We start from the raw sequence: 22,082 nt of genomic DNA, 5'->3' as shown, positions 1-22,082 counted from the left end.
ACACGACGCTAGGGCTTTGAGCGCGCTCGAACGCAAGTGCCAGAATGTCCCGCGTGACGCTGTCCGGGAAACCGCCGCGGGTGATCGCGCACCGCGGCTCCAGCCACGCCGAACCCGAACACACCCTCGGGGCCTACCTGCGCGCTATCGATGAAGGCGCGGACGGTCTCGAATGCGACGTGCGGCTCACCGCCGACCAACACCTGGTCTGTGTGCACGACCGCCGGGTCAACCGCACCTCGGACGGCGAGGGGGTCGTCTCCGAGTTGGAGCTGGCCCAACTGGAAGGTATGGACTGGGGCAGCTGGAAGCGCGAACACCCCGATGAGTCGGAAGAGCCGGACCGGCACCACGCCCAGATCCTCACGCTGCGTCAGCTGATCCGCTCGGTCCTGGCCGCCGACCGCCCCCTCGAACTGGTCATCGAGACCAAACACCCGACCCGCTGGGCCGGCGACGTCGAGCGCAAACTCGTCTCCGTCCTGCGCGAATACGACCTGCTGACTCCCGCACCCGACAAACCGCGCGTGCGGATGATGTCGTTCTCGACCCGTGCTGTTGCCCGCTTCGGCCGGTTGGCCCCCAGCCTGCAGCGGGTGCAACTGATCGAGGTCGGTGCCGGCCTGCGGGTCATCGATTTCTTCCCGGCCGACCTGCCCATCGTCGGACCGCGGCTGGGCATCATCAAACGCTTCCCCGAGTTCGTGGCGCGGCAGCACGCCGCCGGACGCGAAGTGCACGTCTGGACCGTCGATCAACCCGAGGACGTCGCCCTGTGTCTCGAGCTGGGGGTGGACGCCATCATCACCAACCGGCCGGCCGACGTACGCTTCGCGGTAAGCCAGCAGGGGGTTTCATGACTGACAACGACGGCGCCGACGGCACCGACGCGCACGTGCGCACCGTGCGCCTGGCGTGGGATCTGCAATCCGTACCGCGGATCCGCAAGGCGGTACTGGAGGATCTGGCGGGTACGACGGTGCCGGAGCAGGTGGTCCAGGAGACCGAACAGGTTGCCTCCGAACTGGTCGCGAACGCCATCCTGCACGGCAAGCCACTTCCCGACGGCTCGATCCGCGTGCACTGGAAGGTGCGTCCGCCGCGGGTGGAGATCGAGGTCTCCGACGGCGGCAGCGGCAAGACACCCGCGCCCAAACCGTCCTCGGAGTGGGCGCGCAGCGGGCGGGGCCTGCGGATCGTGCGCTCGCTGGCCCACGAGTGGGGGGTCAGCGATGAAGACGGCCGCACCACCGTCTGGGCAGCCCTCGGCGGCCCGTCGCGGCGCCGGATGTGAATCCACCTAGAGTTGAGCCCTATGGGCAAAGCTTCTCGGCGGGAACGTAAGGACAAGCAGCCAAAGGTGGTGCCGGCGCCGTTCGTCGCGCGCCCCTTCGAGGGCCTGGCCGGGGAGACCGACTGGGTGGCCCTGCGCGAGTTCGTGCCCGCCGCGACCGCTTCGGTTGATTTCACGTACGCCGATCGGTCCGGTCAGGCGACGATCGCCACCGTCCTGCCGATGGCCTGGCCGGCTCTGCACCGCGCCACCGATGACGGTGGCCACGTGTTGATCGCGATGCAGAGCGGCGGTGGCTCCGGCGACGCCAGCCGCGACCTGGCCGCTGCACTCATCGCCGCGCTGGACTTGGAGCCCGGCCAGCCATTGACCGCTGTGCCTCGACCGACCTTCGACACCCCGCGCCTGCAGGACCTGATCACCAGCACGACCTTCGAGCCCACGCTCTACGACGGTTTCGACTTCTGGGTCGAGGACGGCGACCTGGACGAGGACGGGAAAGCCTCCCTCGAGCGCGCCAACGAAGCGGTCGCTCCGACCCAGCGGCTGCTACCGGACCAGTCCGCTTATTGGTGCCGGGTCGGTGACCGCAGCTTCGTGCGCTGGGTGCTGGGCACCGACGAGGACACCGCCACGAATGCTCTCGCGCGGCTGGTCGCCGCTGACGAGGCCGGTCTGGGCGAGGGCCGGCTGCTGGGCGCTTTCCGCGCCAGTGGCCTGCTCGTGCCGGTGTGGGAGGTCGACACGGCGTTGGAGCCCGACGCCATCGTCGACGACTTCGCAGCATTGACAAAGCGATTCGAGACCCACCTCGCGGTCGACGCACCGCTCGACGCCGAGCAGCGCCGCGCCCGCGATCGCCTGGTGAGTAGGCAGCTGACGATCCGGTGAGCCTCGCCGCCATCATTCCTGCCAAGGACGAAGCGGAGCGCATCGCCGCTACCGTCCAGGCTGTCCGCGACCTCGGTGCCGAGGTGGTGGTCGTCGACGACGGTTCGTCTGATGACACGGCCGAGCTGGCCCGTGCCGCGGGTGCGACGGTGGTGCAGCATCGCCGCAACCAGGGCAAGGCGGCCGCCCTCACGACGGGACTGGCCGAGATCGGAGACGTCGACCAAGTGCTCTTCGTCGATGCCGATCTGGGTGAATCAGCCTCTGCTGTGGGGGTTCTGGTGCCTCCTGTGGCCGACGATGAAGCCGACATGACCATCGCGATCCTGCCGCCGCAGGGCCCCGGTGGGGGACACGGTTTCGTGGTGCGGCTGGCACGTGGCGGGATCCGTCGTCTCACCGGTTGGGAGGCCACTCAGCCGTTGTCAGGAATGCGATGCCTGAATCAAGCTGCATTGCACGCCGGTTCGCCCCTGGCGGCGGGCTGGGGTGTCGAGGTGGGTCTGACCGTTGACGTGCTGCAGGCCGGTCTGCGGGTCCGTGAGGTGCCCTGCGAACTGCGTCATCGCGTCACCGGGTCGGATTGGCGCGGGCAGGTGCACCGCGCGGCTCAATATCGCGACGTGGCCCGGGCACTCGGCGTACGTCGATGGCGGGCGATGCGCCGATGAGCAGGGTGCGCACGGGGCTTCTCGTCCTGTCGTTCGCGATTCTCATCGCGGTCGGCATGGCTGGACCGTCAGCCGCCAAACCTCCCCTGGGGCCGCGTGGTTGGGCGCCCGGCACCTTGGACTGGCAGCTGTCGCCGACCAGCGTCAGCGTGCTGCTCTACATCGCCTTCATCGCCGGTGGGATCGGGGTGATCCTCGCGCTTCTGCGCCCGCCGACCCGGGTCTGGGGATGGGCACTGCCGGTCGGGCTCGGCGTACTTGCGCTCCTGACCGGTCCGTTCGGCTCGGCCGACCACGTCAACTATGCGGCCTACGGTCGGATCGCGGCGCAGGGCGGCGACCCGTACCTCGAATCGCCGATCGGCTGGCACGGTGGGCTGGATCCCGTGACCGCCGCGGTGCAGCCGCCGTGGCAGCACACGCCCAGCATCTACGGACCGTTCGCGACGATGCTGCAAGCCATTTCGTCCTTCATCGGCGGCCAGAACCTGCGCGTCACGGTGTGGATCTGGCAGATCTTCATCGTGCTCGCCTGGCTCGGCTGCCGTTGGGTGTTGCTCCAACTGGCACCCGGCCGACGCGGTCGGATCGACCTGCTGTGGACCTTCAACCCGGTGGTGTTCGGCATCCTGGTCCTGGGGGCGCACGTGGACCTGATCGCCGGATTCTTCGTGGTGGCAGCCCTGCTCGCGGCCCGACGATCACCGTGGCTCGCGGGCGCGCTGACCGGAGCCGCGTTCAGCACCAAGGTGACGTACGGCGTGGTCGGCCTCGCGCTGGCCTGGGCCTGGTGGCAGGTGGACCGGCGCCGGATCGGTGCTCGCGGGACCTGGGTGCTGCCGGGCCGGCTGTGGTCGCTGCTCGGTGGCGCGATGTTGGTGATCGTGCCCTGTTACGTCGTGGCCGGTCCGCACGTGCTGCATCAGCTGGGTGCGGCCGGCGGTTCGTTCTCCTACGCGTCCCCGTGGTCTCTGCCGATCCGGTTGCTGCGGGTGCTGGGTCTGCCCGAGTGGCTGGTCACCACGGTCGTTTTCCTACTAGCGACCGCAGCGATGGTGCTCTTTGCCTATGGGTTGTGGGCGGTGATCCGACGCTACGGATTGGCCGATCGCATCACGGATCCACTGACCCGGCACGCTGTAGTCGCGACGTTCGTGCTGTCGACGGCGTTCGCCGTCCTCGCGCCCTACACGTTGCCCTGGTACGACGCGACGACCTGGCTGCTGCTGCCCCTGCTGGCCGCGTTCGTCTGGGACGCGCTGCTCGTCGTACGTTCGGTGGTCATGGCTCTGGCCTACGTACCCGGCCGCGCCAGCGGACTGGATCAGAGCACCGCGGACTGGACCCTCGGCTTCCGGGAGAACGTCGCGCCCTACCTCGGCTGGATCATCGTCGCCGCGTTCGCACTGTTGGGTTGGCGAGCTGCTACTTCTTCGCCTCCGCAGTCTTCGTCTTCGAGTCCTGCCAGTCCTGCGCGTAGTCGTCCATGATCGTCTGCAGATGGTGGCCGATCTTCAGGTAGTCGAGGTCGTCCAGGTTGGCCAGGGACACACGCACCGACCACTCCGGACCATCGAAACCACCGCCGTTGAGCAGCACCACACCGGTCTTCGCCGAGAGCCGGAACAGCGGGTCGACCGGCTCGTAGTTCGCCTGCAGGAAGTCCACGAACTCCTGACCGAACGCCAACTGGGCTTCGGCGAGGAGGTCGAGTTCGATGTAGTAACCGGCGCGGTGCGGGTCGTCGTTGACGGTGAGCTGGACGCCCTCCAGCAGGAGATCGAGCCGGCGTCGCACGATGTCGCGGACCCGGTACTTGTAGTCCTGCCCCTGGTCCAGCAGATCGAACAGCGAGAACAGCACCATCATCATCTGCTGCGGCAGCGATAGACCCGCGGTGTGGTTGAGAGCCACCTGCCGGGAGTCGGCGACCAGGCGGTCGATGAACTTGATCTTCTCCGGCTCCAACGACAGCGAGCCATAGCGCTTGTTGAGCCGGTCCTTGTCCTCCTGCGACTGGGCCGCGATGAGTTCGTCGATCACGTTGTCGTCGTCGAGCCCGATAACACCCAGTCGCCAACCTGTCGCGCCGTAGTGCTTGGAGTAGGAGTAGACCAGCAGGGTGTTGCGGGGCAGGTCGGCGGCAATCGAGTGGAAGCCCTCCACGAAGGTTCCGTAGACGTCGTCGGTGACGATGATCAGGTTGGGGTTGCTGGTCCCGACGATTTCGATGATCTGGCGACGGGCCCGGTCGCCCAACTCCAGCGATGGCGGGTTGGACGGGTTGACCAGGCAGACCATCTTGATGTCCGGGTCGGCAAGTTTGGCGATCTCCTCCTCCGGGTAGCGCCATTCGCGGACCCCGGTTTCGGCGAAGAGCGACGCTTCGACCCGGGTGACGTCGAACCCGTAGGTCTCGAGCTCGGGGATCTCGATGTACGGCGTGAAAACCGGTACCAGCAGAGCGATCTTGTCGCCGTGGTGCAGCAGGCCGTTCTTCATCAGCGAGTCGAAGATGTAGCACATCGCGGCCGTGCCACCCTCGGTCGGGAACAACTTGAGGGACTCGCCGCGGTTCTTGTCGGCGTACATCTCCTTGGCCAGGTAGGCGCGCAGGACGGTCTCGGTGTACTTCAGCACCCGGCCCGGCACGGGGTAGTTGTCGGCGATCGAGCTGTCGGCGAGTTCGTGGATGAAGGCATCGGCGTCGAACCCGAACTGGGCCAAGGCGTAGTCGACGCACTCCTTGAGCAGTTCGACGCCCGGCAACTCGGGGTGGGTGCGCACGAAGGACTCGAACCGCTGGTGGGCGCCTGCAGCGTCGGGCATCCCGCCCAGGTTGTCCGCGGTCCAGACCCGGCGGGACTCTGACACCGAGAAGTAGCCCAGGGCGTAGAACGCTTCGCGTGGTCCGGTGGCGACCCAGTTGGGGTTACCCCGGCCGGCGTTGAGCATCTGCACGCTCGACTTGCCCTTCTGCCCGGGTTGGTCCTCCTGGGCTTCTTGTGCCAACTCGATGAACTTGTTCTTGAGTTCGAACGGGCTCAGCTGGGACAGGGCGTGGATCTCGGCCCGGGTGAATGTCTGGGTGGCCATGGGGGTTCTCCTATCAGAAGGGGTCGTGAGGTCAGGTCAGCGATGTCGGATCAGTGGTTGAGGATGACGATGACCGCCCCCCAGATGGTCAGCAGGACATTGCTGATGGCGTAGGGGATGGTGTAGCCCAGGGTCGGGATCTGCGATCTCGAGGTCTCGTTGACCGCGCCGATCGCCGCGGTGGTGGTCTGCCCACCCGCCAGGACCCCCATCAGGATCGGGAAGCGGATCTTCTGCACGTAGTGCCCGAAGAGGAATCCGACGATCAGTGGGATGAGGGTGGCGATCGCCCCGAAGACCAGAAGGCCCCAGCCGGCCTGTTTGAGACCGGACACGAAGGATGGCCCGGCGTTCAGGCCCACGATCGCGACGAAGACGCACAGCCCGAGGGTGTCCATCATCCATTGGGCACCGGGCGGGACGTGCCCGAACGTCGGGTACTTGCCGCGCAGCCATCCGAAGACCAGACCCATGATCAGCGCGCCACCGGAGGTGGACAGGGAGATCGGGATGCCACCGATCGTCACCGACAGCAGGCCGAGGCAACCGCCGAGGAACGTTCCGAGCCCCACCCAGACCATGTCGGTGGCAAAGCTGGTCGGGACGGGTACGCCGATCGCCCGGGCCGCCGGGTCGACCAGGCGTTTGGGGCCGGTGAGGGTCAGCGTGTCTCCGCGTTCGACCTTCGTGGTCAGCACGTAGGGATACTCAGCACCGGCCCGGTAGAGCTTGTCGATGTAGACCCCGACCATGAACGGTTGCTGGCGCAGCTCGGAAATCGTGCGCCCCAACTCTTTGTCGTTGGACGCGACGACGTGCATGGTCTCGCTGAGATAGCCCAGCAACGTCACGTCATCGGTTTCGGGTCCGATGTGGCTGCGGGCGTCGAACTCGACCAGGTCGTGCCGTAGCGCGCTGACAGCCACGACGTCGCCCTGCTCGATCGCGGTGTCCTGGGTGTGGTGAATGATCGTGCCGTCGCGGCGGACTCGGGTGATGTAGATCCGCCGCCCCTGGCGGTGCTGGTCCTGCTCGAACTGTTCGATCGTCTGCCCGACCAGGTCGTTGTGCGTGACGGTGTAGGCCCGCAGCACCGACTCCTCGTAGGAGTTGCGCGTGTCGGGGTCGTTGTTGGGTGTGTCGAGTTCCTTTGCCAGATCGGCCGATTCGGCCGCGAGATCGCAGTGGTAGAGCCTGGGCAACACGTTGGCCAGGAGCACCGCACACAGAACGGTGCCCAGGGGGTAGCACACGGCGTACCCGACGGCGACCAGATTCTGTTGCTGCTGGACCTGCGCGGCGCTGAGGCCGGGGAGGCTGGCGATTGCGTCACTGGCTGTCCCGATCGCGGCTGATTGGGTGAGCGCACCGGACAACAAGCCGGCGCTGAGACCCGGGCCGTAGCCGAGGAGGGACGCGAACAGCCAGCAGACCAGCAGGCCGGTCACTGCCACGATGACCGCGTTGAGGACCTGCGGCAGACCGTCCTTCTTCAGGCCCCGGAAGAACTGCGGTCCGACCTTATAGCCGAGCGCGAACAGGAAGAGGGTGAAGAACAGGTTCTTGACCGTGCCGTCGATCTGCACCTTGACCTGCGCGCCGATGACCAAGCCGGCGACGAGGCAGCCTGTGACGGCGCCCAACGCGATGGTCCGGTAGTGCAGCTTCCCGGCCAGGAAGCCGATGGCGATGGTGATGAAGACCAGCAGCTCGGGGTGAGGCTTGAAAACATGGTCGGTCAGAAACGTCCACATCTCGTTCACCGCCCCCTGGGCTCACTTCGATGCGACGAGTAGGGCGACCAGGATGGGTCCGGTCAGGGGGAGTAGGAAGTTGGACAACGCGTAGGTGATCGTGTAGCCCAGCATCGGCACCGAGCTGTCCGCGGTCTGGGTCAGTGAGGTGATGGCCGGCGTCGAACACTGTTGACCGGCAATGGCGCCCAGCAAGATGGGGTCCTGGATGCTCAGCAGCTTGCGGCCCACGATCAACGAGATCGTCGCCGGGACGAGGACCATGCCGATGCCGGCCAGCGGCAGCAGCAGCCCGTGTTGTTTGAGCATCGGAAGCGCCTCCGGTCCGGCGGCAAGTCCGGTGCAGGCGATGAAGATGGACAGGCCGAGGTCTTTCAGCGTGGTTGCTGCTTGCGGCGGGTAGGCACCGATCACCTGGGTGCGAGAGCGGAACCAACCGAAGATCAGACCAGACACCAGGCAACCGCCGCCGGTCCCCAGCGACAGCGGAACATCGCCGAGCTTGATCGAGAGCTGACCGATCAGCGAGCCGATGACGATACCCAGACCCAGGTAGATGTAGTCGGTGGCGTTACTGGTGACCGTGACACCTACCTTCTTCACGAACCGGTCGATCGCGGCTCGCGCTCCGACGAGCGTGACGATGTCACCGCGCCGCAGCACCGTCGCGGGCGTCATCGGGAGGTGTTGGTCGGTCGAGCGGATCAGATCGGTGACGAAGACGCCGGAACCCCGCAGTTCACCGTGTTCGTCCTGCAGCTGCTCGAGCGTCTTGCCATCCACCTCCTTCTCCGTCAGGGTCACCTGTTTGGTGGTCACTCGGCTCTGCGCCTCGGCGTCGCCGGCGACCTCCGGGCCGATCACCGAGTCGGCTTGGATGGCCGCCGAGCGTCCTCCGACCAGTAGCACGGTGTCACCCGACTGGAGCACCAGGTCCGAGTCGACGCTCAGCTGGGGGGCGCCCACGCGGCGTACCGACTCGACCGACACATCCTTGTTGAGCGCGGACTCCACGGCGCCCACGGTCTTGCCCGCGGCTTCGGAGACCTGGAAGGTGCGCCCGACGAGGTAGGGGAGCGCGAGCTCTTCGTCGGAGGCGATCGCATCACTCGAACCGCGCATGGACTCCGCGATCTTGCGGCACTCATCTCGCAGGTTGATCCGCAGTAACAGCGGGTAGATCTGGCTGGTCAGCAGGACGATCGTAATCAGCCCGAAGAAGTAGCAGACGGTGTAGCCGGTCGCGACGTTGTTCTGGTACTGGGTGATCTGCTTCGCGGTCAGGCCCGGCACGTTGCCGATGGCTTCTGTGGCCGTCCCGACGACGGCCGACTCAGTCGCCGCTCCTGCGAGGATTCCGGAGGCCGTGCCGAGGTCAAGTTTGAAGGCCTTGGCCAGGAGGAAGGCGATGCTCAGGACGCTGACGAGCTCGATCAAACACAGAACCATGAAGCGCAGACTGCGTTTGTTCAGGTTGGCGAAGAACTGCGGACCGGCCATGTAGCCCAGCGAGAAGATGAAGAGGGCGAAGAAGACGACTTTGACGTCGTTATCGACCTTGACGTGCTGAGTGCCGATGAGCAGTGCCACGATCAGCGTGCCGCAGATACCGCCCAGTTTGATCGGGCCGAGATGAAGTTTACCGACGAGGTAGCCACCGGCAATGCACAAGAAGATGGCTAGCTCGGCGTGATCGCGAAGAAGTGACATCCTGCCAACCCCCGGTGTATGCCCGTCGTTGGGTGGACCTGCGCTACCTGTCGGAAGCTACTCGCACCTGTGAATGGGCGGTCAACCCCTCCTACACCCCTACGGATAGATTCCTACGGGTGGACGTACGGCGTGGTGTCGGCGACGTGCTGCAAGCCCAGGCGGGTGAGGATCGGCCTGGAGTCCGGTGAGGTGTCCAGGCGCATGTAGCGATATCCACGATCGACGGCCCGCTGCGCCCGCCAGGTGACGGTGGCTCGGTAGATACCGCGCCGGCGCCACTGCGGCAGCGTTGACCCGCCCCACATGGACGCGAAATCGGTGCCCGGTGTGTAGCGGCACCACGCTGCGCACAGCACTGGCCCATCTCGGTCCTCCTCGACGAGGACGATGTCGAGCGAGGTCGGATCCGCGGCCTTTTCGCGGCGTAGCTCCGCGGTCATGTCACCGTCGCGCGGACCCCAGATCATCTGCATCAGGTCGTGGATGCGCGTGTAGTCCTCCGCCGAATCCGCCTCACGCATGGTCAATCCATCGGGTAACGGAGCCTCATGGATGAGTGCCTTGGCTTCCCCCAGCAGCAGGGCCTCAGGATCTTCGGCCTGAAAACCGTTGCGGGACAGTCGTTCTCCGAGGTCGGCGGGCGGGTCGTAGGAGTAGGTCTTCCACTCCACCCGCTCGTCGCGGTCGCTGAAGAAGGCTGCAGTCCGGGTGATCCAGTGGTCGGGATCGTCGCCGAGCCCTTCGGGTGACTCCACCATGGCGTACGACGACCCGGGGGTGACCGCGTAGCGGCGCCGGACCGGGCCATCGGTGTCGTGAACGATCCCGGGCCCGCCTTCGGACTCACGGTTCGCGAGGCGGATCTGCTCATGGAACTGCTGCAGCAACGGATGCACGCGGTCACCCTGCCACAGGGGACTGCCTAGCAGCTGTGGTCGGGGTTCACCGCTGGATCAGTCGTGACCCACAGATCCCACCCGCCGTGCTGCCCACGGCTGAGGAGGGCCTGCTCGCCGTACGGATTCGACCCGGTCGGCATATAGGTCGCCACTGCGTTGGGGTCCTGCACGGCCGCGGGCTGGGATGAGGATTCTGCGGCGGCCTGCCACTTCACGGAGGCGACACGAGAATTCACGAGGGCTGGCAGATCCGCCGGTCCGTCGAAGGTCACGTCAACCTGACCCCTCGTCCAGCCCGCGGGACCGCCGTCGCAGCCCCCGGTTCCCCAACGGAAGCCCTGGGTTGTGGTCTTGACCTTCGACACTGTCGTCGGGAGAAACTGTGCGGCGGCGGTCTCGATAGCGGCCATCCGCGAACCACCCGGGTCGGGATTGCCGCGGTCATTGGCATGTGCGACCACGGCGGACGCGAGGGCGATGATGATTGCCGCGACCAGCGCAACGAAAGCTCGTCGGTGCTCGCTGACCCAGGTCACGACGGGAAGCCTATCTACGGATCCGCGCGGGTTATCGACATCCGCGCGGTTTATAACCCGCGCATCTGTCGATAACCCGCGCGAATTGCGAGCGCGGCGCTACAGCGGCTCCCGCGTTGCCAGTGCCGTGGCGAACGGGAAAGCAATCAGGGCCGCGATGGCCGGGATGGCGACACCGGAATCGTTGATCACCATCGCGATGGCCACCATCACCAGTACGCCGATCGCGGTCTCCCGCAGGAACGGCACCTCCTGCGCGCCCACCCGGGTGTCAGCCTCGACCACCAGTGGTTCGGACAGACCCACCGCGTCGCCAAGGCGCCTGGCCCAGGACCACCCCGGCTGGGAGGGGCGGCCGGCCAGCCACACGACGTACGCGCAGAAGATCAGACCGAGCGGGATCAGCGGACTCGCGGGCGTGGCGACCAGGAGTTTCAGATTGGCGCCCAGTTTCTCCCCGACGATGCCGCCGGAGCCGTCGAACAACCCGGCGAAGAACCGGCCGAGGTAACTACGCGACGACGCCGGTCGCAGCGCATCGAGCACTCCAGCAACTACCGCCAGCGCGACGGCCAAGGACACGATCAACGCGAGGCGACGCCAGGACAGCGACCGCCCCAGTGCGAGGACGACCATGATCCCACCGGCGATCAGCAAGGGCGGCGGCCCGCCGAAATCCGCTCCCCACATCGGCGCAGCGAGCATGAGAACCGCTGCACCACAGAGCAATCCGATGGTCCACGCGCCAAGCCGGCGTTCGTCGACGGCGATCAACCGGCCACCGAGCAGCCCGGCCAGGATCAACACAGCGGTCGCAAAGATGGCATACCCCGCGTTGCCCATCCCGTAATACCGCCCGCCGTACTCCGGCTGCAGTCCCAGCATCGCGGGCAGTTGCAGCGACGAGCCGTGCATCACGTCCAGCGCCAACACCACGGAGGACACCGCGCACACCGTCACCCACGCAGAGCCGATCCAGCGCCGCCACGGACCGGCGTAGGCGACAGCCACCACGAGACCGGCCCACGCCAGCGACAGCACCACCAGCCACACCCCCGGCGCCGGCCACCGCGACCACGGCAGCAGCCCGGCCAGGAAGGTGCCGATGGGGACGGCCGCCAGATAGGCCAACGCCGGTCGCGTCCACAGCGGACGGGCCCGGATGACGAAGCCGAGCAGCACCACGAACGCGACCGCCCACGCCAGCCAGAACCACACCAGCACAACATGATTCACCAATACAGCCCGTGCCAGTGCAGCGTTCGAAGCAGCCGCTGCAGCGGCACTCTGCGGGGTCGGAACCACTTGCAACGGCCGGCCGTGCACGGCTGCCGGCAACGAGGGCTCACCCAGCGCGGTCAGCAACGTGGCCGTGATGTCGGCCGTCTGGATGAGGGCCGGCTGTTTCGTCGAGGCCGAACGCAGCACTCCCGCAGGCACTCCCGTGCCCAGCGCGTAGGCCAGCCGCAGACCCGCGTCACCGGTCGAGCCGTCGGACAACCCGGTCACGATGAGCGTCGCCGTTGCGGGCAGTTTGCCGACGATCGTGTTCAGATCCGAGGCGGTTGCCGTGACCAGGGTGACCGCGCAGGTCGCGAAGGAAGCCGACGCGATCGAGGACGCGTAGTGCGTGACGTGCCCGGTGGAGTCGGCCGCGGCGAGCGCGGCTGTCGGTCCGACCGCTTCCACACATTTGCCGTGTTGTGCAGCGGTCGAACCCAGCAGGCCGATGCCCGCATCTGAGGAATGCCACTGTGACCAGGCCGGCCACGTCGCCGTGCCGCCCGTCACGACCGGTGCCGGTGCGGTGCACCCGGCCGCGTCAACGCCGTGTCCGGCGCCCAGCGTGAGCCAGGCACTCGGCGTACACGCGGTCGATCCCACGGTGTGTACGACCTGGTTGGCCGTCGCGCCGTAGTCGAGCACCTGCCACAGCGCGGGGGTCCGGGAGGCGGAGACCTGTGTCCAGGACAATCCGGGTACGGCGACCACCACCACCGGGCCGGCCGTCACCACCGGCTTGGGCGCGGGTCGGGCGGTGATGAGACCGGTCGCAACGTAGGCGACGGTGAACAACGCGGCGATCGACACGACCGCGATCACCCAACGCCGCACCACGGGCCCGAGACTAATCGACCGTCCCTGTGGATAACTTCTGCAGCGGCTGAACCGGTCCCCATAGCCTCAGCCGCATGTGGACCCGAACAGTGCGCTGCTGCGCCGGGATCGTCCTCGCCGGGTTGGTCGTCGCCGGTTGCGGCACATCGATCTCCGTGCGGACGACCGAGGACGACACGCTGCGGGTGGCACTACCACCCGACTGGAAACTGACGACCGGTCACCAGGCCGTCCGGGTCCAGGAGTATCTGGCCCATCGCACGGTGTGGCTGGTCGGTGGCTCGGGGGAGCAGCCCGCGGATCTGATCGCGATCCATGAGGTGGACACCGCCCCGCGCCCCGGCACAGACGTCTCGATCCAGCGGGAACGAGCGCTGATCGAGGACGGACGACAGACCTACCTCGCCCAGCCCGAGGCGATCGGTGACTTCGCGCAGAGCAACGGACACAGCTGCTTCACCGGGTTCCACGCGAAGCAACCGGTGCGCTGGGAACAACAGGGCTTGATCGGCCTGGCTCTGGAGTGGACCTGCGTCGCCCAGGTGCCGGTTAAAGGCTGGGCGATCATCGCGTTCGACCCGGCGGGCGTGCAACATCGCTTCGTCATCACCGCGACGCCGGACTACTGGGATGCGCACACCACGCAGATCGACGCGGCGCGGCGATCGCTGGCGGCTACGGCATCACCGCCGCACTGAGGCAGAATGCCGGGGTGACCGCTGCTGCCCGCCCGACCCGTTGGATCTGGGCGGCCGCGATCGTGGTCGCGTTGATCCGGCCCTACATGCTGATCAACCATTTCCTGGTCCAGACCCCGCCGACCCGGTGGCTGGTGGACCTCGAGGTCTACCGCAACGCCGGCATCTCCAACCTGATCGGTCGGCCGGTCTACGAGGCCGTGACCGCGCCCCCGCAGTTATTGCCGTTCACCTACCCGCCGATCGCATCGATCATCGCCATCCTGTTGGCGCTGATCCCGTTCGCGCTGGCCGGCTGGTTGTGGACGTTTGCCCAGTTCGCGGTGCTCGGGGCCCTGGTGTGGTGGCTGTTCCGCGAACCAGCCCAGCGCTGCGGGCAGTGGTGGCCGCTGGTGCTCGCCGGTATCTGGACTGCGGTGGGCTGCCTGCAGCCGGTCGGCGACGGGATCAAGTTCGGCCAGGTGAACATCTTCCTGATGGCCCTGGTGCTGTTGGATCTGGCCGGGCGCAGCGGCCGGATCCCGCGCGGGGTGCTGATCGGGCTGGCCACCTCGATCAAGCTCACGCCCGGGATCTTCATCGTGCATCTGCTGGTGACCCGCCAGTGGCGTGCCGCGGCCACCGCCGCCGGCAGTGCGGCCGGCTTCTCGCTGGTGTCGTTCGTGTTGCTGCCGAACGCCAGTTTCGCGTTCTGGGGAGGTGCCCTGCAGGACCCGGGTCGGCTGGGCCTGAACGACGGAACGTCCAACCAGGCCCTTCGCGGCATGCTGCTGCGCGCGCACTGGGACTCGACAGCGCTGTGGCTGTTCCTGGTCCTGGTCGTCATGGTCCTCGGTCTGGGTACCGCCCGGCTGGCCTACCAGCGCGGTTGGCTGTGGCACGAAGCCGCTGCCGTCGGTCTGGTCGGTGTCCTGGTCTCACCGGTGTCCTGGATCCACCACTTCGTCTGGGTGATGGTGGCGCTGGCCGCGCTCCTGCAGGTCCGCAAACTGCTGGCCGCCGCGATCTTCTGGTTGCTCTTCACCATGCCGCTGCCCTGGTGGGGGCAGTGGCGACTGCAACAGGGTCTGGACTTCCCGGCGTCCTCCAGTGGCAACCCCGGCTGGCAACTGCTCAACGACAGCTACGGCCTCATCGCAGTGCTGTTGCTCGGCGTTCTGGCGTGGTCGCTACCGGCGGTACGTCGTCGAGTCGCCACGCCGGACTCGCGGCCAGCAGAACGGTCAGCGGTATCGCCATGAGCAACCCGGCCGGTGGTATCGCGGTGCCGGAGTCGTTGCTGAGGAAGCCGATCAACCAACAGACCGCGGCCGCCGCCAGACCGCGCTCGTAGAACGGGACCTGGTCGAACAACGGCCGCAGCGGCCGGCCGAGACGCGAGTCCGGGAAGCCTAGCGCGACGATCACCAGCACCAGCAGGACCGGGACCAGCAGGTTGATCGGCGAGGAGATCAGCATCGTCCAGTTCGCCTGCCAGATCCGAGCAAGCGGCCCGGTGGAACCGTCATCGATCACCCCGGCCATGAAGTCGCCCAGGTGGCTGCGATCCTCAGCGGGCCGTAGGTAGTCCAGGAAGGCCAGGCCCAGCACGAACACCGCGCTCGCAACGAGGATGAGCAGGATCCGGCGCCAGGTGACCCGTCGGCCGGCGGCGTTGATCGCCAGATAGGCGAACGCCGGGATCAGGGCCGCCGTCCCGCCCCCGTCAGCGCCCCACCTCGGATAACCGTCGACGATGACGACGGCGGCGCCGATCAGCAGCACGGTGAGCACCGCCAGCGTGCGGGCCTGCCGGTCCAGCAGGGCACCTGCGAGCGCCGCGGCCAGGAGCAGCGCACACGTCGCGTAGAACGCATAGGCGACGTTGCCCATCCCGTAGAACCGGCCGCCGTACACCGGTTGCAATCCGGTGATCGAGGTCAGTTGCAGCGCCGAGCCATGCACGACGTCCAATCCGAGTACGACGAGGGTGAAGCCCGCGAGGAAGACCACCGGCCCCCGTCGGTGCCGGCCCCAGGGTCCGAGCACGGCGGCCGCGGCGATGAAGACGGCTCCCACGAAGGTGAACATGCCCAGGACCACCCGCGGCTGGTCGGCCCGCCACCAGGGCAGGAACCCGACCAGGAGAGTGGCCACCGGGGTCGCTGCGACCAGGGCGGCGACGCCGGCGAAATACCGCCGCAGGCCCCGGCTGAACCCGGGTCGGCGCAGCCACCACCACACGCCACCCACCGCACACGCGAGCGCGGTGCCACCCAGAAAGCTCAGGAAGAACGGCAGCACGAACCCGTGCTCGATCTCGAGTGCCTTGGTGAACTGCGCGACGCGGACGACAGGGGCGGTGGGGCTGGACGTCGGCTGCACCAGCGGGGCACGACCTTCGGGCAGCACCGGGGCCGCCGTGCCGATCCGGGACAGCGTCAGTGCCGACAGGTCGGTGGTCTGCAGCAGTCCGATCTGGCGCGTGGAGGCGGAGGTCGCCAGACCGTGCCGCACCCCCGGGCCGATGATGGTCACCGCGCGCAGCGACTCCGGTGTCGTGTCGTCGGCCGCGCCGGTCACGACGAGCGTCGTTTTGGCCGGCAACCGGGCCAGCAACTGGGACAGGTAGTGGTCGTCCGGGCCGTCCAGGCCGATCAGCGTCACCGGGCAGGTCGTGAGCGGGACGTCGTCGATGCTGCGCTGGTAATGCGCGATCCGGCCGGTCCGGTCGGCAGCCCCGAGAGCGACGTACTTGCCGGCTGCCATCACACACTGCCCGTGAGCTGCCAGCGAGGAGGCGACGAGGCCGAGGTCGGGCTTGTTGCCCGAGCCGGGCACGGCCGCGCGCCACGTGGCCCAGTCCGGGAAGTAGGCGCCGTCCCCGTCCTGCACCGGTTGGAGTTCGGCACTACACGTCCCGGGCCGGCCGTTGGTGGGTGTCTCGCCGACGGGCCGACCGATGGTTGTGCGAGATCCGGCGCCGAACGTCAGCCAGGACTGGTTGCTGCAACTGTGCGCGGACAGGTTGCGGGTCGTCATGACGGCGACGGCACCAGTGCGGGCCATCGCCCACAGCGCCGGGGTGGTGTGCGAGCTAGCGCCCTCGAAGGTGAGGGTGGGCATCGACACAATGACGAGCGGGCCGGGTTGACTGATCCGTTGCACCGCAGGACGAGCCGACAGCCAGGTGATGGTGGCCGACGCGGCACCGATCCCGAGCACGACGACGGCCACCGCAAGGAGCCAGCGCCGGATCACCCAGCAAGATTACGTGGGTCAGAAGGGCAGCCAGGACGGTAGAGAGACCCCGAGGAGTTGTAGCGCGAGCAGGACTGCGAACAGCGCGCAGACCAGTCCGCCGACGAACCGGATGATCGACAGGGGTACGTAGTCGAGCAGTTTGCGGCCGAGCAGCACCGCCAGCCCGGACACGACGGCCAACGCCAGGAACGCGCCGATGCCCACGCTGAGCGCGTTGCCCAGTCCGCCACCGCTCTTGGCCACGAACCCGGCCGTCGCCAACTGGGACAGGTCGCCCCATTCGGCCAGGAAGAGGATCAGGAACGACGCGGTGATCGCGTGGAAACCCGAAGCCGGCGCGGTCGCCTTCTCGGCGAACTCCTCCTCGGTCTCGGCCTCCTCGGCCGCGGCATCCTTGGCGCCGCGGATCAGCAGGACCGCCGCGATCGCGAACAGCACCATGACGACCGCGTGCACCGGTTTCTCGGGCAACCGCCCGATCAGACCACCGAAGGCAACCGCGACCACCGTCTGCACCAGGAACGCCGCACACACCCCGATCCACACCAGGATCGGGCGGTACCGGGTCGCCAGGACCAGCGTCGCGATGAAGGTTTTGTCGGGAAGTTCGACCAGGAAGATGGTGACGAAGACGGTGACCATCAATCCCAGATCCATGACGGCGCAAGTCTACGCACGCCGTACCCTCGATCCCGTGTCCACCGCCCTGGTTGTGCTCGCCCTCACCCTCGCCGTGCTGGCGCTGTTGGTGGCGGTCGCCGCGCTGCTGCGGTTGCGCGCGATCCAGCGGCAGTTCATCACCCTGTGGCCGCCGGAGCAGCGCCGCGACGCGCTCGCGGTGCTCACCCGCCAGGCCGATCGCAGTACGTCGATCGAGCGGCACCTGGGGGCCCTCACCTCCCGCGTCGACGGGCTGACGCCCCATGTCGCGGCAGCCCTGCGGCATGTAGCGGTCGTGCGGTACGACGCGTTCGGCGACTCCGGGGGGCGGCTATCGTTCTCGGCGGCGCTGCTGGACGACTCCGGCGACGGACTGGTCATCACCTCGATCCACGCCCGCGACGAGTCACGCACCTACGCCAAGGGTGTGCTGGCCGGTCGTTCCGAGGTGAAGCTCACCCCGGAGGAGCAGCAGGCCATCGCCGCCGCCCGCACCAACCGGAAGGACGCCTGATGCGCTACGGATACTTCGGTCCCGAAGGCACCTTCACCCAGGCCGCGCTGCTCGCCTGGCGGCCCGCGAAGGGTGCCGAGCACGTGCCCTTCCCCACCGTCGACGCCGCGTTGCGGGCGGTGCAGTCCGGCGACGTGGACTCGGCCATGGTGCCGATCGAGAACTCGATCGAGGGCGGCGTACCGGCCACCATCGATGCCCTGAACGCACTCCAACTGGTCATCGTCGGCGAAGTGCTCGTGCCGATCACCTTCGTGTTGGTCGCCCCGTCCGGTACGGCGCTCGCGGACGTCCGCACGGTCGGCACCCATTCGCACGCCTGGGCCCAGGTCCGCGGCTGGGCCGCCGAGCACATCCCCGGCGCGACGTACGTGCCCGCGCTGTCGACCGCGGCCGGACCCCAGGCGCTGGAGGCGGCGCTCGCGGCCGGTGAGCCAGCGCCGTACGACGCAGCGGTCTGCGCACGGGTCGCCGCCGGAGGGCTCGAGGTGCTGGCCGAGGACATCGGGGACAACAAGACGGCGGTCACCCGGTTCGTCCTGGTGGCGCGGCCCGGCTGGCTTCCGAAGCCGACTGGTTTCGACAAGACCACGCTGGTGCTCTACCAGCACTCCGACCGGGCCGGTGGGCTGCTGGAGTTGTTGGAGCAGTTCGCGACCCGCGGGATCAACCTGACCCGGTTGGAGTCGCGTCCGACGGGTGCGGCGATGGGCAGCTACTGCTTCTCGATCGACCTGGAGGGTCACCTGCGTGACGAACGGGTCGCCGATGCGCTGCTGGGGTTGCGGCGGACGGCGGCGGATGTGCGCTTCCTGGGCTCCTACCCGCGGGCCGATCTGCGAGCCGCGACCGTAGAGTCAGCGGCCAGTGACGCAGCGTTCGCCGATGCACGGCAGTGGCTGCAGTCGTTGGGTTAGGCGGGCGTGGCCCACACCAGGTAGTTGTTCAGATGGTGCTGACCGACGACCGGGCTGTTCTTGTCGCAGGTGATCAGCACCAGCACCGGTGACGAACTGCCGCCCCACACCTGCTGGTCCGTGGTGACCTTCGTCTTCAACTCGGAGCGTTTGTTCGTGACCGTGTAGGTGAGGCGGCGGCCATCGGTGCAGGTGATGTTGATGGGTGCGCCCACGCCGACCTGGTCGAGGTCGTAGAACTCATCGGGACCGTCGTAGGTCACGTGACCAGCGATCACGGTGCGGCCGTCGGTGCCGAGCTGGGCCGATTTGTCGTACCACATGGTCGTTCTCGGCGGTGGATAGATCTGGCCCTGGGCGTTGGTGCCCATCGCCACGACCTGCTCGCCGTCGATGCCGACACTGCTGACCGACAGGCGCGCCGGCACACAACCGTTTCCCACCGGCGTCACCGTGGTCGGCGTGGAGTACCCGGTCGGGTCGGGCAGGACGTTGTTCCCCCCGCCCCCGGTGGACCCGCTGGTGCTCGGTGTGCTGCTCGCGAGCGTGCTGGACGACCGCGGCGACGGGTCTGTGGCGGTCGTTGAGGTACTGGTCGCCGACCTGCTGGTGGCCGATGCGGTGCTGCCCGTCGTGGAGGTGGCGCTGGCCGCGGAGCTGCCGATCGTCGTACCTGATGGGGCGCTCGAGGTGCCGCCGCCGCACGCGGCGAGGGTCAGCGCGGCCGCGGTCAGGATCGCGGGAGCCAGCAGGCGGCGAGTCATGCTCTGAGTGTGCCTGGTGTTCCTGGCTGTTCGGACGTCGCCCCGCATGGGTCAGCCGCGCACGGTGAGGGCGCTGGGTAGCACCTCGAGGCGTACGCCGATCGCGCTGCCCAGGTGGTCGCCGTCGATCTCGATCGGTGTGGGCCGGCCGGCCCGCAGTTCGACCCGGCGGGCGACGCGGCGCTCCACGGCGTGCGTGGATCTCTTCGAGCGGCTCAAGATACCGGCGACGACCTTCGGCCAGCCCAGGAGGCCACCGGCCCGGATGAGGACGGCATCGAGGTCCCCATCGTCGAAGCGGGCACCCGGCATCAGCTGCACACCACCGGTGAGCAGGCCGCAGGAGCCGACGATCGCCGTCGTGACCTCGGTCTGGACGGGTTCGTCCGCATCGAAGGTGATGCTCATCGGCACCAGGTCGTGCCGCACGTGACGCAGCCCGTTGACCGGGTAGGCCAGCCAGCTCAACCGGGCCTTCAACGTTTCGGGGGTCCCACCCAGAATGTCCGCGTCGAGCCCGAACCCGGTCATCACCAGGCCGTATTCGGGTTCGCTCCACTGACCATCACCCTCCCGGTCCATGGTGATGCGCATGACGTCGATCGGCCGGGCCTGCCCGCTCAGCGCGGCCGCCAGACCGTCCTCGAACCGGCGATGGGGCAGTTTCATGTTGCGGGCCAACAGGTTTCCCGTGCCCGCGCTGAGCAGTCCCAACGGGATCCCGCTGCCCAGTGCGCCACTGGCCACTGAACGGACGGTCCCGTCACCGCCGTACGGGCACAGCAGGTCGGCACCCAGCGCGATGGCCTCCAGCGCCTGACCACGACCGGTGTCCTCCACGGTGGTCTCGAACCACAACGGTTCCTCCCAACCGTGGTGCTGGAAGACGGAGTGGGCCTGGGCGCGCATCTTCGCGGCGTCGGAAACCTTGGTCGGGTTGACGATCACCGCGGCCATGGGCATGACCGCAACCTATCCCAGGGCCGGGCTAGCCTAACGATCGTGATCGACATCAAGGTCTTGCGAGAGAACCCCGAGCGGGTCAGAGCCAGTCAACGGGCGCGGGGAGCCGACGAGTCCCTGGTGGACCAGATCCTGGCGGCGGACTCCGCTCGGCGATCGGCGCTGTCGCATTTCGAGGAACTGCGCTCGCAGCAGAAGTCGGTCAGCAAGCAGGTCGGCGCCGCCATGGGCCAGCTGAACGCCGCCCGCAAACGCGGCGAGGACGTGACCGCCCTGGAGCAGCAGGCCGAGCAAGCACGCACGGACGCCGCGGCGCTGGCGGCCCAGGTGAAGTCGCTGGAGGCACAGGCCGACGAACAGTCGGCGACCTTCGAGTCGCTGCTGAAGAAGGTCGGCAACCTCATCATCGAGGGCGTTCCCAGCGGCGGTGAGGACGATTACACGGTCCGTGACGTCGTGGGCTCGCCCACCGAGTTCGATTTCGAGCCGATGGACCACCTGGCCCTCGGTGAGCGACTCGCGGCGATCGACATGGAGCGCGGCGCCAAGGTCGGCGGCTCGCGGTTCTACTTCCTGACCGGTGTCGGCGCGCGCCTCGAACTCGGGCTCCTGCAGATGGGTCTGGCCTTCGCGGTCGAGCACGGCTTCACCCCGATGATCACGCCCACGCTGGTGCGCCCGGACATCATGACCGGGGCCGGCTTCCTCGACGAGCACGCCGACGAGGTCTATCGCCTGGAGGCCGACGACCTGTTCCTCACCGGTACCTCTGAGGTGGCGCTCGCGGGCTATCACGCCGACGAGATCATCGACCTGTCGCAGGGTCCGCAGCGCTACGCCGGCTGGTCGACGTGTTACCGCCGCGAGGCTGGCTCGCACGGCAAGGACACCCGCGGAATCATCCGGGTGCACCAGTTCCAGAAGCTGGAGATGTTCGTCTACTGCGACCCGGCGCAGGCGGAGGCCGAGCACGAGCGGCTGCTGGGTTGGGAGCGGGAGATGCTCGCCAAGATCGAGGTGCCCTACCGGATCATCGACACCGCCGCGGGCGACCTGGGCAACCCGGCCGCGCGCAAGTTCGACTGCGAGGCGTGGGTGCCCACCCAGGGCCGTTACCGCGAGCTCACGTCGACGTCGAACTGTACGACGTACCAAGCCCGCCGCCTGAACACCCGGTTCCGCACGCAGGAGGGCAAGTCCGAGATCGTGGCGACGCTGAACGGCACGCTGGCGACGACTCGTTGGTTGGTGGCGATCCTGGAGAACCACCAGCAGGCGGACGGTTCGGTGCGCGTCCCCGCGGCGCTGGCCCCGTTCGTCGGCGAGGACGTGCTGAAGCCGGTCAGCTGAC

General features: G+C 67.8%; 21 protein-coding genes. 11 read left to right on the top strand and 10 right to left on the bottom strand.

Annotated features, from left to right (window positions below):
• The first annotated feature begins 44 nt into the window (after positions 1-44).
• The 5 genes from AZH51_RS07100 to AZH51_RS07080 are packed head-to-tail and all read left to right on the top strand — an operon-like array spanning position 45 to position 4,346.
• Positions 45-860: a glycerophosphodiester phosphodiesterase family protein gene (locus AZH51_RS07100; protein WP_291522693.1), complete on the top strand. Its 816-nt coding sequence runs from the start codon at positions 45-47 to the stop codon at positions 858-860.
• Entirely contained in the window at positions 857-1,294 is a 438-nt protein-coding gene (locus AZH51_RS07095) for an ATP-binding protein (RefSeq protein WP_291522691.1), read from the top strand. Before AZH51_RS07100 ends, AZH51_RS07095 begins: the two co-directional genes overlap by 4 nt.
• A gap of 21 nt (positions 1,295-1,315) precedes the next feature.
• Entirely contained in the window at positions 1,316-2,185 is an 870-nt protein-coding gene (locus AZH51_RS07090) for a DUF5926 family protein (protein ID WP_291522689.1), read from the top strand.
• Positions 2,182-2,856: a glycosyltransferase family 2 protein gene (locus AZH51_RS07085; RefSeq protein ID WP_291522688.1), complete on the top strand. Its 675-nt coding sequence runs from the start codon at positions 2,182-2,184 to the stop codon at positions 2,854-2,856. Before AZH51_RS07090 ends, AZH51_RS07085 begins: the two co-directional genes overlap by 4 nt.
• Positions 2,853-4,346 carry a hypothetical protein gene (locus AZH51_RS07080; RefSeq protein ID WP_291522687.1) on the top strand — a complete coding sequence of 498 codons (1,494 nt, stop codon included), beginning with the start codon at positions 2,853-2,855 and terminating at the stop codon, positions 4,344-4,346. Before AZH51_RS07085 ends, AZH51_RS07080 begins: the two co-directional genes overlap by 4 nt.
• On the opposite strand, the gene AZH51_RS07075 is transcribed toward AZH51_RS07080, so the two are convergent.
• From AZH51_RS07075 to AZH51_RS07050, 6 genes are all read right to left on the bottom strand, one after another.
• Positions 4,282-5,952, bottom strand: a complete 1,671-nt coding sequence (locus AZH51_RS07075) for a bifunctional aspartate transaminase/aspartate 4-decarboxylase (RefSeq protein ID WP_291522686.1) — start codon at positions 5,950-5,952, stop codon at positions 4,282-4,284. The genes AZH51_RS07080 and AZH51_RS07075 overlap by 65 nt on opposite strands.
• 50 nt (positions 5,953-6,002) lie before the next feature.
• Positions 6,003-7,706 (bottom strand): aspartate-alanine antiporter, encoded by a 1,704-nt coding sequence (aspT, locus tag AZH51_RS07070; protein WP_291522684.1) that lies wholly within the window; start codon positions 7,704-7,706, stop codon positions 6,003-6,005.
• 21 nt (positions 7,707-7,727) lie between these two features.
• The gene (gene aspT / locus AZH51_RS07065) at positions 7,728-9,416 is read right to left on the bottom strand and encodes an aspartate-alanine antiporter (RefSeq protein ID WP_291522682.1); all 1,689 of its coding nucleotides are present in this window, start codon (positions 9,414-9,416) and stop codon (positions 7,728-7,730) included.
• Between the two features lie 113 nt (positions 9,417-9,529).
• Entirely contained in the window at positions 9,530-10,315 is a 786-nt protein-coding gene (locus tag AZH51_RS07060) for a GNAT family N-acetyltransferase (protein WP_291522681.1), read from the bottom strand.
• 26 nt (positions 10,316-10,341) lie between these two features.
• The gene (locus AZH51_RS07055; protein WP_291522680.1) at positions 10,342-10,854 is read right to left on the bottom strand and encodes a hypothetical protein; all 513 of its coding nucleotides are present in this window, start codon (positions 10,852-10,854) and stop codon (positions 10,342-10,344) included.
• Between the two features lie 99 nt (positions 10,855-10,953).
• Positions 10,954-12,972, bottom strand: coding sequence for a hypothetical protein (locus AZH51_RS07050; protein ID WP_291522679.1), 2,019 nt, complete (start codon positions 12,970-12,972; stop codon positions 10,954-10,956).
• Between the two features lie 74 nt (positions 12,973-13,046).
• Between AZH51_RS07050 and AZH51_RS07045 the strand changes: the two genes are divergently transcribed.
• Together AZH51_RS07045 and AZH51_RS07040 are read left to right on the top strand one after the other, a co-directional pair.
• Positions 13,047-13,670 (top strand): hypothetical protein, encoded by a 624-nt coding sequence (locus AZH51_RS07045; RefSeq protein ID WP_291522678.1) that lies wholly within the window; start codon positions 13,047-13,049, stop codon positions 13,668-13,670.
• A gap of 14 nt (positions 13,671-13,684) precedes the next feature.
• Complete coding sequence (locus AZH51_RS07040; protein ID WP_291522677.1) at positions 13,685-14,911, top strand: glycosyltransferase 87 family protein; 1,227 nt, start codon at positions 13,685-13,687, stop codon at positions 14,909-14,911.
• Here the strand turns inward: AZH51_RS07040 and AZH51_RS07035 are convergent.
• On the bottom strand, positions 14,802-16,910 hold the full coding sequence (locus tag AZH51_RS07035) for a hypothetical protein (RefSeq protein ID WP_291522676.1): 2,109 nt from the start codon (positions 16,908-16,910) through the stop codon (positions 14,802-14,804). The two genes, AZH51_RS07040 and AZH51_RS07035, sit on opposite strands and share 110 nt — an antisense overlap.
• Before the next feature lie 18 nt (positions 16,911-16,928).
• Positions 16,929-17,570, bottom strand: coding sequence for a TMEM165/GDT1 family protein (locus tag AZH51_RS07030; protein WP_291522675.1), 642 nt, complete (start codon positions 17,568-17,570; stop codon positions 16,929-16,931).
• A 37-nt stretch (positions 17,571-17,607) separates the two neighbouring features.
• Between AZH51_RS07030 and AZH51_RS07025 the strand changes: the two genes are divergently transcribed.
• Positions 17,608-18,087, top strand: coding sequence for a DUF4446 family protein (locus AZH51_RS07025; protein WP_291522673.1), 480 nt, complete (start codon positions 17,608-17,610; stop codon positions 18,085-18,087).
• A complete protein-coding gene (gene pheA, locus AZH51_RS07020; protein ID WP_291522671.1) occupies positions 18,087-19,004 on the top strand; it encodes a prephenate dehydratase in 918 nt (305 codons plus the stop codon). Before AZH51_RS07025 ends, pheA begins: the two co-directional genes overlap by 1 nt.
• On the opposite strand, the gene AZH51_RS07015 is transcribed toward pheA, so the two are convergent.
• Positions 19,001-19,447 (bottom strand): class F sortase, encoded by a 447-nt coding sequence (locus AZH51_RS07015; RefSeq protein ID WP_291522669.1) that lies wholly within the window; start codon positions 19,445-19,447, stop codon positions 19,001-19,003. The genes pheA and AZH51_RS07015 overlap by 4 nt on opposite strands.
• A gap of 19 nt (positions 19,448-19,466) precedes the next feature.
• Here AZH51_RS07015 and AZH51_RS07010 point away from each other — a divergent pair, with 19 nt between their 5' ends.
• Positions 19,467-19,775 (top strand): hypothetical protein, encoded by a 309-nt coding sequence (locus AZH51_RS07010; RefSeq protein WP_291522668.1) that lies wholly within the window; start codon positions 19,467-19,469, stop codon positions 19,773-19,775.
• 44 nt (positions 19,776-19,819) lie between these two features.
• Here AZH51_RS07010 and AZH51_RS07005 read toward each other — a convergent pair whose 3' ends face one another.
• Complete coding sequence (locus tag AZH51_RS07005; protein ID WP_291522667.1) at positions 19,820-20,731, bottom strand: diacylglycerol kinase family protein; 912 nt, start codon at positions 20,729-20,731, stop codon at positions 19,820-19,822.
• Between the two features lie 39 nt (positions 20,732-20,770).
• On the opposite strand from AZH51_RS07005, the gene serS reads away from it, so the two are divergent.
• The gene (gene serS, locus AZH51_RS07000) at positions 20,771-22,081 is read left to right on the top strand and encodes a serine--tRNA ligase (RefSeq protein ID WP_291522666.1); all 1,311 of its coding nucleotides are present in this window, start codon (positions 20,771-20,773) and stop codon (positions 22,079-22,081) included.
• Position 22,082 lies beyond the last annotated feature (1 nt).

The sequence above is a fragment of the Branchiibius sp. NY16-3462-2 genome, from assembly GCF_001594145.1.
In the GTDB taxonomy this organism is placed as follows: Bacteria; Actinomycetota; Actinomycetes; order Actinomycetales; family Dermatophilaceae; genus Branchiibius.
The sequence above is the reverse complement of the archived record's forward strand: the minus strand, read 5'-3'. Positions and strand labels throughout refer to the sequence as shown.

Excerpts from the sequence above, each read along its gene's own strand:
- AZH51_RS07075 (WP_291522686.1), bottom strand. The coding sequence starts at position 5,952 with ATGGCCACCCAGACATTCACCCGGGCCGAGATCCACGCCCTGTCCCAG.
- pheA (WP_291522671.1), top strand. The coding sequence starts at position 18,087 with ATGCGCTACGGATACTTCGGTCCCGAAGGCACCTTCACCCAGGCCGCG.
- AZH51_RS07005 (WP_291522667.1), bottom strand. The coding sequence starts at position 20,731 with ATGCCCATGGCCGCGGTGATCGTCAACCCGACCAAGGTTTCCGACGCC.
- aspT (WP_291522682.1), bottom strand. The coding sequence starts at position 9,416 with ATGTCACTTCTTCGCGATCACGCCGAGCTAGCCATCTTCTTGTGCATT.
- aspT (WP_291522684.1), bottom strand. The coding sequence starts at position 7,706 with ATGTGGACGTTTCTGACCGACCATGTTTTCAAGCCTCACCCCGAGCTG.
- AZH51_RS07100 (WP_291522693.1), top strand. The coding sequence starts at position 45 with ATGTCCCGCGTGACGCTGTCCGGGAAACCGCCGCGGGTGATCGCGCAC.
- AZH51_RS07090 (WP_291522689.1), top strand. The coding sequence starts at position 1,316 with ATGGGCAAAGCTTCTCGGCGGGAACGTAAGGACAAGCAGCCAAAGGTG.
- AZH51_RS07030 (WP_291522675.1), bottom strand. The coding sequence starts at position 17,570 with ATGGATCTGGGATTGATGGTCACCGTCTTCGTCACCATCTTCCTGGTC.
- AZH51_RS07095 (WP_291522691.1), top strand. The coding sequence starts at position 857 with ATGACTGACAACGACGGCGCCGACGGCACCGACGCGCACGTGCGCACC.
- AZH51_RS07045 (WP_291522678.1), top strand. The coding sequence starts at position 13,047 with ATGTGGACCCGAACAGTGCGCTGCTGCGCCGGGATCGTCCTCGCCGGG.
- AZH51_RS07080 (WP_291522687.1), top strand. The coding sequence starts at position 2,853 with ATGAGCAGGGTGCGCACGGGGCTTCTCGTCCTGTCGTTCGCGATTCTC.